This is a genomic window from Erythrobacter sp., assembly GCF_023653175.1.
In the GTDB taxonomy this organism is placed as follows: Bacteria; Pseudomonadota; Alphaproteobacteria; order Sphingomonadales; family Sphingomonadaceae; genus Erythrobacter.
The window spans coordinates 1-8,853 of record NZ_JAMNXL010000148.1 but is presented as its reverse complement, the minus strand read 5'-3'; the positions used below and the strand labels follow the sequence as shown (position 1 = coordinate 8,853).

At 64.7% G+C, this 8,853-nt stretch carries 9 protein-coding genes and 1 pseudogene; all 10 read left to right on the top strand.

Going from position 1 to position 8,853, the window contains the following annotated elements:
• On the top strand, window positions 1-279 hold a 279-nt coding region (locus tag NBV68_RS14680; protein WP_296310982.1), incomplete at its 5' end, for a pseudomurein-binding repeat-containing protein.
• A complete protein-coding gene (locus NBV68_RS14675; protein WP_296310980.1) occupies window positions 272-1,459 on the top strand; it encodes a GIY-YIG nuclease family protein in 1,188 nt (395 codons plus the stop codon). The genes NBV68_RS14680 and NBV68_RS14675, both read left to right, overlap by 8 nt.
• A gap of 139 nt (window positions 1,460-1,598) precedes the next feature.
• The gene (trbB, locus tag NBV68_RS14670; RefSeq protein WP_296310979.1) at window positions 1,599-2,582 is read left to right on the top strand and encodes a P-type conjugative transfer ATPase TrbB; all 984 of its coding nucleotides are present in this window, start codon (window positions 1,599-1,601) and stop codon (window positions 2,580-2,582) included.
• Window positions 2,579-2,911: pseudogene (locus NBV68_RS14665) on the top strand (TrbC/VirB2 family protein). The gene trbB and the pseudogene NBV68_RS14665 overlap by 4 nt, the downstream one beginning before the upstream one ends.
• Window positions 2,911-3,186, top strand: a complete 276-nt coding sequence (locus tag NBV68_RS14660) for a VirB3 family type IV secretion system protein (protein ID WP_066528291.1) — start codon at window positions 2,911-2,913, stop codon at window positions 3,184-3,186. Before NBV68_RS14665 ends, NBV68_RS14660 begins: the two are co-directional and overlap by 1 nt.
• A gap of 4 nt (window positions 3,187-3,190) precedes the next feature.
• A complete protein-coding gene (gene trbE / locus NBV68_RS14655) occupies window positions 3,191-5,665 on the top strand; it encodes a conjugal transfer protein TrbE (RefSeq protein ID WP_296310976.1) in 2,475 nt (824 codons plus the stop codon).
• 5 nt (window positions 5,666-5,670) lie between these two features.
• Window positions 5,671-6,429, top strand: coding sequence for a P-type conjugative transfer protein TrbJ (trbJ, locus tag NBV68_RS14650; protein WP_296310984.1), 759 nt, complete (start codon window positions 5,671-5,673; stop codon window positions 6,427-6,429).
• 4 nt (window positions 6,430-6,433) lie between these two features.
• Window positions 6,434-6,760, top strand: a complete 327-nt coding sequence (trbK-alt, locus tag NBV68_RS14645; RefSeq protein ID WP_296310973.1) for a putative entry exclusion protein TrbK-alt — start codon at window positions 6,434-6,436, stop codon at window positions 6,758-6,760.
• A 1-nt stretch (window position 6,761) separates the two neighbouring features.
• Window positions 6,762-8,087: a P-type conjugative transfer protein TrbL gene (gene trbL / locus NBV68_RS14640; protein ID WP_296310971.1), complete on the top strand. Its 1,326-nt coding sequence runs from the start codon at window positions 6,762-6,764 to the stop codon at window positions 8,085-8,087.
• A 5-nt stretch (window positions 8,088-8,092) separates the two neighbouring features.
• Window positions 8,093-8,776, top strand: coding sequence for a conjugal transfer protein TrbF (gene trbF, locus NBV68_RS14635; protein WP_296310969.1), 684 nt, complete (start codon window positions 8,093-8,095; stop codon window positions 8,774-8,776).
• Window positions 8,777-8,853 lie beyond the last annotated feature (77 nt).

Here is an 8,853-nt window from a genome sequence, read left to right as displayed (position 1 = left end):
GACCTGATCGATCACGTCAATCCCTTCGATGCCACCATAGCCGTGATGGCCAAGGCGATGGACGAGGCCACGCTCCTCCAGGTGCAGGCGGTGATCAACGCCAAGAAGGACAAGCTGACCTACGAGGATGCCCGCGCCCTCGCCGAGCGTGCACTGGACTTCAAGCGCGAGCGTGGGCGGTTGCCCGCACTGACGTCGCAGGATGCCTGGGAGCGCAAGATGGCTGAAGGAATTGCCTTCCTCCAGCGCCATGCAACAAAGGCCGGCGCCGATGGCTGAGCTCAGCGATCTGGAGCTTCTGGCAGAGCTCGGCGTCGACATGGTGCCAGAGGCCAAGCGCACGTTGACACCGCTACAGGAGCGGATTGTCGCGGGCTTCGAAGACATCCAGCGGTTTGTCGTGGAACATGGCCGTCTGCCGCAGCATGGCGACGATAGGGACATCTTCGAACGGCTCTATGCCGTGCGCCTCGAACAGCTACGCAAGATGCCGGAGGCGCGTGAATTATTGTCGCCCTTAGACAACGTAGGCATCCTTGACAGCGCGACCCCTGCAGCGGCTCCTGCCGCGCTCGATGACGATGCCCTTCTCGCTGAACTTGGCATAGCAGGCGGGGCTGAGGCCGACATTACCCGGCTTCGGCATGTCTCGTCCCGCGCCGAAAAGCGTGCCGCCGAGGAGATCGCAAATCGTGAGCCCTGCCCCGATTTCGACGCCTACAGCCCCCTGTTCGACCGGGTTCAGGCCGATCTCAGAGCGGGGGTGCGGCAGGCTAAGGTGCTTGAACAGACCGAGGTGACCCTCGCTGAGATACAACCCGGCAACTTCTTCATCGTCGGCGGCCAGCTGGCCTATATTGCTGCCTCTACCGAGGACTTCGTCACGCAGTATGAGCGCAAGGATCGCCGCGTTCGCGTGATTTACGACAACGGAACCGAAGCCACCGTTCTGTCGCGGTCATTCCAAAAGGCACTTTATCGGGATGATACGGCTCGCAGAATCACCGAACTCAGCGCCGGTCCGTTGTTTGGCGATGTCGCCGAACCGGATGATCTGGCGAGCGGGACGATCTATGTGCTCCGCAGCAAATCGGCTCACCCCTATGTGGACCAACACCGGGAGCTGATCCACAAGATCGGTGTGACCGGCCATCCTGTCGCTAGCCGCATCGCCAATGCTCGCAATGACCCGACATTTCTGCTCGCCGACGTCGAAATTGTTGCCGAATACAAGCTCTACAACATCAACCGGAGCAAACTGGAGGGCTTGATACACCGCGCACTGGCCCCCGCCCGTCTGGATCTTTCAGCCGGTGACCGCTTTGGCAGGTCTGTCCAGCCTCGCGAATGGTTTCTGGTTCCGCTCGCAGCCATCAATGAGCTCGTCACTCGGATCAGCGACGGAACCGTGACGGAATTTCGATACGACCGGGATCAAGCGCGCTTCGTTCAGGTCTGACGCGCCGCATTTCACGGCCAACTCTTCGCCAGCATGCGCCGCATCGAACTAGCTGTTGCACCGCAACCATTTGATGTCTCTTTGATCTGCCTCAAGAGCGCAGCCGATGATCGGTTGCCTCGCCGAAACGAGGCAATTCATGAGCGTCATCCCCATCCAGTCGCTAGCATCTTCGCGCGGAGCGCGCATGCTGCGCACCGCGCTCGGGCCGGAGATTGCCGCCTGGCTTGAGGATGCCTCGATCATCGAGGTCATGCTCAATCCCGATGGGCGGCTGTGGATCGATCGGCTCGGCGCAGGGATCGCCGATACGGGAAGCGGGATGTGCGCTGCTGACGGCGAGCGGATCATCCGCTTGGTGGCGCATCATGTCGGAGCCGAGGTTCATGCCAAGGCGCCGCGCGTGTCGGCCGAGCTTCCCGATACGGGTGAGCGCTTCGAAGGTCTGCTGCCGCCGGTGGTGGCTGCGCCGAGCTTCGCGATCCGCAAGCCCGCGGTCGCGGTGTTCACGCTCGCAGATTATGTTGCAGCGAAGATCATGTCTCCATGGCAGGCCGACGCGCTGGTTCGCGCCGTTGCGGCCCGGAAGAACATCCTCGTCGCTGGCGGCACGTCGACCGGCAAGACCACCCTCACCAACGCGCTGCTGGCCGAAGTCGCCAAGACCAACGACCGCGTGGTCCTGATCGAAGACACCCGCGAGCTGCAATGCGCTGCGCCCAACCTCGTGTCGCTGCGCACCAAGGACGGCGTGGTCACGCTCTCCGACCTGGTCCGTTCTGCCCTGCGCCTCCGGCCCGACCGGATCCCGATCGGAGAGGTGCGCGGTGCCGAAGCGCTCGACCTCTTGAAGGCCTGGGGCACGGGCCATCCCGGCGGCGTCGGCACGATCCACGCAGGATCCGCGCTGGGGGTCCTGCGGCGCATGGAGCAGCTCATTCAGGAGAGCGTGGTCACCGTGCCGCGCGCGCTGATCGCCGAGACCATTGATGTGATCGCCGTTTTGGTCCGCGACGGGACCGGACGGCGGCTTGCCGAACTCGCCGAGGTCACCGGCCTCGATGCCCATGGCGACTACACCCTCCGCCCCATCACACCCCCAGCCACAGGAATTTCATCGTGATCCGTACCCTATCGCGCGCCCGCGCCCGCCTCTCCGCTGCCATGCTCGGCGGCTTCGTTGCTCTTTCCATTGCGGGCCCTGCTCGTGCTGCCGGCTCATCGATGCCGTGGGAAGCGCCGCTCCAGTCGATCCTCGAGTCCATCCAGGGCCCCGTCGCCAAGATCGTGGCGGTCATGATCATCATCGCCACCGGTCTGGCGCTGGCGTTCGGCGACACCTCGGGCGGCGCGCGGCGGATGATCTAGATCGTCTTCGGCCTGTCGATCGCGTTTGCCGCCTCCTCCTTCTTCCTGTCGTTCTTCTCGTTCGGCGGCGGGGCTCTCGTCTGATGGAGACCATGCCGCCCGAAGCTGTGCCCGGCTTTGTCGTTCCGGTTCACCGCGCGCTGACCGAGCATATCCTGCTTGGCGGCGCACCGCGCGGGCTGGCGATCGCCAATGCGACGCTGGCCGCCGCGATCGGGCTTGGCCTGCGGCTGTGGATCGCCGGGGTGGTGATCTTCGCGCTTGGGCACATGGTCTCGGTCTGGGCCGCCCGGCGCGATCCGCAATTCGTCGATGTCGCGCGGCGGCATCTGCGCTTTCCCACGTTTCTGAGGGTCTGAGCCCATGCTCTCGCTTCGCGAATATCGGAACAAGGCCGACCAGCTTGCCGACTTCCTGCCCTGGGCCGCGCTGGTCGCGCCCGGCGTCGTGCTCAACAAGGATGGCAGCTTTCAGCGCTCGGCCCGCTTCCGCGGTCCCGATCTCGACAGCGCGACGCCCGCAGAGCTGATCGCGACGACCGCGCGCCTGAACAGCGCGCTGCGGCGACTGGGTTCAGGCTGGGCCATTTTCGTCGAGGCAGTGCGCCGCCCCGCGCTGGACTATCCCGACAGCGACTTTCCCGATCCGGCCTCGGCACTGGTCGAGCGTGAACGCGCCGCGCAATTTGCCGAGGAAGGCGCACATTTCGAGAGCCGCTATTTCCTGACCCTGCTGTGGATGCCGCCCGCCGAAGACGCGGCCCGCGCCGAAAGCTGGCTCTACGAGGGCAAGGCCGAAAAGGGCATCAATCCCAAAGAACTGCTCGACCTCTTCGTCGATCGCACCGAGCGCCTGCTGCGTCTGATCGATGGCTTTGTGCCCGAGGTGGCGTGGCTCGATGACGGCGAGACACTGACCTACCTGCACAGCTGCGTTTCCACCCGCAGTCACCGTGTCCGCGTTCCCGAAACTCCGATGCATCTCGACGCCGTGCTGGCCGACGAACTGCTAACGGGCGGGCTCGAGCCGCGCTTGGGCCGCGCGCATCTGCGCACGCTGACCGTGGTCGGCTTCCCCAGCAGCACCTTCCCGGGCTTGCTCGACGAACTCAACCGCTTGGCGTTCGCCTATCGCTGGTCGACCCGCGCGGTGATGCTCGACAAGACCGACGCCACAAAGCTGACCGCCAAAATCCGCCGGCAATGGTTCGCCAAGCGCAAATCGGTCGCCAGCATCCTCAAGGAAGTGATGACCAACGAGGCCTCGACGCTGCTCGACAGCGATGCCTCAAACAAAGCCGCCGATGCCGATGCTGCGCTGCAAGAGCTCGGATCGGATTTTGTCGGCCAGGCCTATGTTACCGCCACCGTTACCGTCTGGGACGAGGATCCGGCGCTGGCAGCCGAAAAGCTGCGTCTGGTCGAGAAGGTCATCCAGGGCCGCGATTTCACCGTGATCGTCGAAGGCATGAACGCGGTCGAAGCCTGGCTCGGATCGCTTCCCGGCCATGTCTACGCCAATGTCCGGCAACCGCCGATCTCCACATTGAACCTTGCCCACATGATCCCCCTATCCGCCGTGTGGGCCGGGCCGGAACGGGACGATCACTTCAATGCCTCCCCACTATTCTATGCGCGGACCGAAGGCTCGACCCCGTTCCGGTTTTCGCTCCATGTCGGCGACGTCGGGCATGCGCTGATCGTCGGTCCGACCGGGGCCGGCAAGTCGGTGCTGCTGGCACTGATGGCGCTGCAGTTTCAGCGGTATACCCAAGCCCAGGTCTTTGCTTTCGATTTCGGCGGATCGATCCGGGCAGCGGCGCTTGCCTGCGGCGGTGACTGGCAAGATTTAGGAACGAGCCTTTCGGACGACAGCGCTGGTGCGGTGCTGTTGCAACCACTGGCGCGGATCGACGAACCGGCAGAACGCAATTGGGCGGCCGAATGGCTTCAGGCGATCCTCACTGCCGAAGGCATAACCATCGATCCCGCGACCAAAGAGCATCTCTGGTCGGCGCTGACCTCGCTCGCGACCGCCCCCATGGCTGAACGCACGCTCACTGGCCTCGCCGTCCTGCTCCAGTCGCAGGCCTTGAAACAGGCGCTCGCGCCCTATTGCATTGGCGGGCCGTTCGGGCGGCTGCTCGATGCCGAGAGTGAACATCTGGGGAAAGCGAGGTTTCAAGCCTTCGAGACCGAAGGACTGACGGGCTCGGCTGCAGCCCCTGCCGTGCTCTCCTACCTGTTCCACCGTATCGAAGGCCGGCTCGACGGCTCGCCAACCATGATCATCATCGACGAGGGCTGGCTCGTCCTCGACAGCCCGGCCTTTGCCGCACGCTTACGCGAATGGCTCAAGACGTTGCGCAAGAAGAATGCGAGCGTGGTTTTCGCGACCCAGAGCCTCGCCGACATCGAGACCAGTGCGATTGCGCCAGCGATCATCGAAAGCTGCCCCACCCGCATCTTCCTCCCCAACGAACGCGCGGTCGAACCACAGATATTAGCGATCTATCGGCGCTTCGGCCTCAATGACCGGCAGATCGAGATCATCGCGCGCGCGACGCCCAAGCGCGATTATTACTGCCAGTCAGCGCGCGGCAACCGATTGTTCGAACTTGGCCTCGGCGAAGTCGCCCTCGCCTTCACCGCGACCTCATCAAAGACTGATCAACTCGCGATCGATGCAATCACGGCGGCGCACGGCTGCGCCGACTTTGCGGCGCGCTGGCTGCGTCATCGCGGTCTTGCCTGGGCAGCCGAGCTGCTGCCCGCCCCCTCTCCCCTTCCCCAACCCGGTCCACAGCCCGGTCCCTTGCCGGACCAATCCCAGGAGTAGTGCCCATGAAAGCCCGTAAATTCGTCTCGATGCTTGCTGCCAGTGCCGCGGTTCTCTCGGTCAGCGTCGGCGCCATGCTGCCGACCGCTGCCAGTGCCCAGCTCGGCGGCGTAGTGTTCGACCCGCGCAACTATGCCCAGAACATCCTGACTGCTGCGCGCACGCTCGAGCAGATCAACAACCAGATCCGGCAGCTCCAGAATCAGGCCACCTCGCTCGTCAACGAAGCGCGCAACCTGCAATCGCTGCCACTGACCGTGCTCGAACCACTGCAGGCGCAGATCAGGCAGACGCAAGCTTTGCTTGGGCAGGCGCAGCGCGTGGCTTACGACGTCCGTCAGATCGAGCGCGAGTTCCAGAAGAACTATCGCGAGGGCTCGATGACGGGGCCGCAACGAATGCTGGTCCAGGGCGCCGAAGCCCGGTGGCAGAACAGCGTCGGCGCCTTCGAGGATGCCCTGCGTGTTCAGGCCGGCGTGGTCGGCAATATCGACGGAACGCGCGGCGCTATCGACAGCCTCGTTGGCTCAAGCCAGTCGGCAACCGGCGCGCTTCAGGCCGCCCAGGCTGGCAATCAGCTGCTGGCGGTGCAGGCGCAGCAACTCGCAGATCTGACCGCCACGGTCGCCTCGCTCGCGCGCGCGCAATCGCTCGATGCGGCTGCACAAGCGGCAGCCAAGGCGCAGGCACGCGAACAGCTGCGCCACTTCCTCGGCGATCGCCGGCCCTATGTTCCGGGCAGTGCCCGGCTATTCGGGAACTGAGGCGATGGACAGCAAGCTCTTCGCGCGGATTGGGGCCGGCGCCTTCGTCGCTATTGCCATCACCATGGCCGTGCTCGAATTGCGCGAAGAGCCTGCGCCGCCGCGAGGCGATGTCATCGCTGCGGCACATGAAGCCGGAGACGATGCAAAGGCCACCCTCGCCTATTGCGCAGCGCTCGGCCTTGAGGCGGCATCGGTCGGTATCTGCACCGCAGCCTGGGCAGCGGAACGCCGCCGGTTCCTTGGGCAAGCCGAGCGCGATGCGGCGGACGCGTCGCCTGTGGCTGAGAACATCGGTGATGCCGCCCTCGATATGGCGGGGGATCGCTGACATGGGTGGCACAGGCGTCGTCGACCGCTTCCTCGACATCTTCTCGCGCTACATCGACAGCGGGTTCGGCCTCCTGGGCGGCGAAGTCGCCTTCATCGCAACCACGCTGATCGTCATCGATGTCACGCTGGCAGCGCTGTTCTGGTCATGGGGCGAGCAGGACGACATTCTTGCCCGCCTGGTCAAGAAGACCCTGTTTGTCGGCATCTTTGCCTACATCATCGGCAACTGGAACAGCCTCGCGCGCATCGTGTTCGAGAGCTTTGCCGGGCTTGGCCTCAAGGCCAGTGGCACCGGGTTTACAGCAGCCGAACTGCTGCAGCCGGGCCGGGTCGCGCAAGTCGGGCTTGATGCCGCCTATCCCTTGCTGGAGTCGATCTCCGAGCTCCTCGGCTTTGTCAGCTTCTTCGAGAATTTCCTGCAGATCGTGATCCTGCTGGTCGCCTGGGCGATCGTCATCATCGCCTTCTTCATCCTGTCGATCCAGTTGTTCATCACCCTCATCGAGTTCAAGCTGGCAACGCTCTGCGGCTTCGTGCTGATCCCGTTCGGCCTGTTCGGCAAGACCGCCTTCATGGCCGAACGCGTGCTTGGCCATGTCGTCTCGTCGGGCATCAAGGTGCTGGTGCTCGCGGTGATCGTTGGCATCGGCTCGACCATCTTTTCCGAGTTCACAACCGCCATCGCGGGCGAGCCCACCATCGAGGACGCATTGTCGATCGTGCTGGCGAGCCTGGCGCTCCTCGGCCTCGGCATTTTTGGTCCCGGGATCGCCAATGGCATCGTGTCAGGCGGGCCCCAGCTTGGCGCTGGCGCCGCAGCCGGCACCGCACTGCTCGCTGGCGGCGCTGCCGCAGGCGCTGTCGCCGGTGCAAAACTGGCGGGCGGCGCAGTCGCCAGTGCCGCCTCCAGCGTCGCGCAAGGCACCTCGCGCGCGGCCGGCGGCGCGACCATGGCCTACGCCCTTGGGTCCGCCGGCAAGTCGGGCGGCGCAGCAGTGGCATGCGGCGCGCGTGCCGTCGGCGAATATGCCGCCAGCGCTGCGACATCGCCGCTACGCAAGGCCGGTGACGGCGTGAAGCAATCCTTCCGCGACGGCAGCCGCGACGCCATCACCAAGACGGGTGGCAGCATCACGCCCGGACCTAACACGCCGCCGCCATCGCCGCCTGCGCCGTCAGATACCGGTGCCGACCAACCAGCCTGGGCCAAGGCGATGAAGGACCGGCAGACGATCTCACACGGCGCGAGCATCGCTGCTCATACGCTCAAATCGGGCGACAGCCATGGCGGCGGTGCCTCGGTCGACACCTCAGAAAAGGACTGACGCAGATGTTCCGACGACCCTCGATCCGCTATGGCAAGACCCCCGAGCCTGAAACGCCCTACCAACGCGCAGCCCAGGTCTGGGACGAGCGCATCGGCTCCGCGCGAGTGCAGGCGCGAAGCTGGCGCTATGCTTTTTTCGGCGCGCTCGGTCTGTCCGCCTGCCTCACGGTCGGGATCGTCTGGCAGGGTTCGCAGGGCTCGATCATTCCCTGGGTGGTGCAGGTCGACAAGCTTGGCGAAGCTCAGGCCGTCGCCCCTGCGGTCAGCGACTTTGACCCAAGCGACCCGCAGATTGCATTCCACCTTGCTCGGTTCATCGAGCAAGTGCGCAACATTCCTGCCGACCCGATCATCGTCCGCCAGAACTGGCTGCGTGCCTATGACTTTGTCACCGACCGCGGCGCTCTCGTGCTCAACGATTATGCACGGACCAATGATCCCTTCGCGGCTGTTGGCCGCGAACAGGTCGGGATCGATGTCACCAGCGTCATCCGCGCCTCGCCGACCAGCTTCCGCGTTGCCTGGGTCGAACGCCGCTACCGCGATGGCAGCCTTGCCGAGACCAGTCGCTGGACCGCGATCCTGACGATCACCGTCCAGACCCCGCGCACCCCCGATGCCCTGCGCAAGAACCCGCTCGGCATCTTCGTCAATGCCATCAACTGGTCAAAGGAACTTGGCTCATGATCTCGCCCATTCCCGGTCGCCTTGCGGTGACCCTACTGCCCGTCCTGCTTGGAACAACCGCCTGTCCGGCTTCAGCT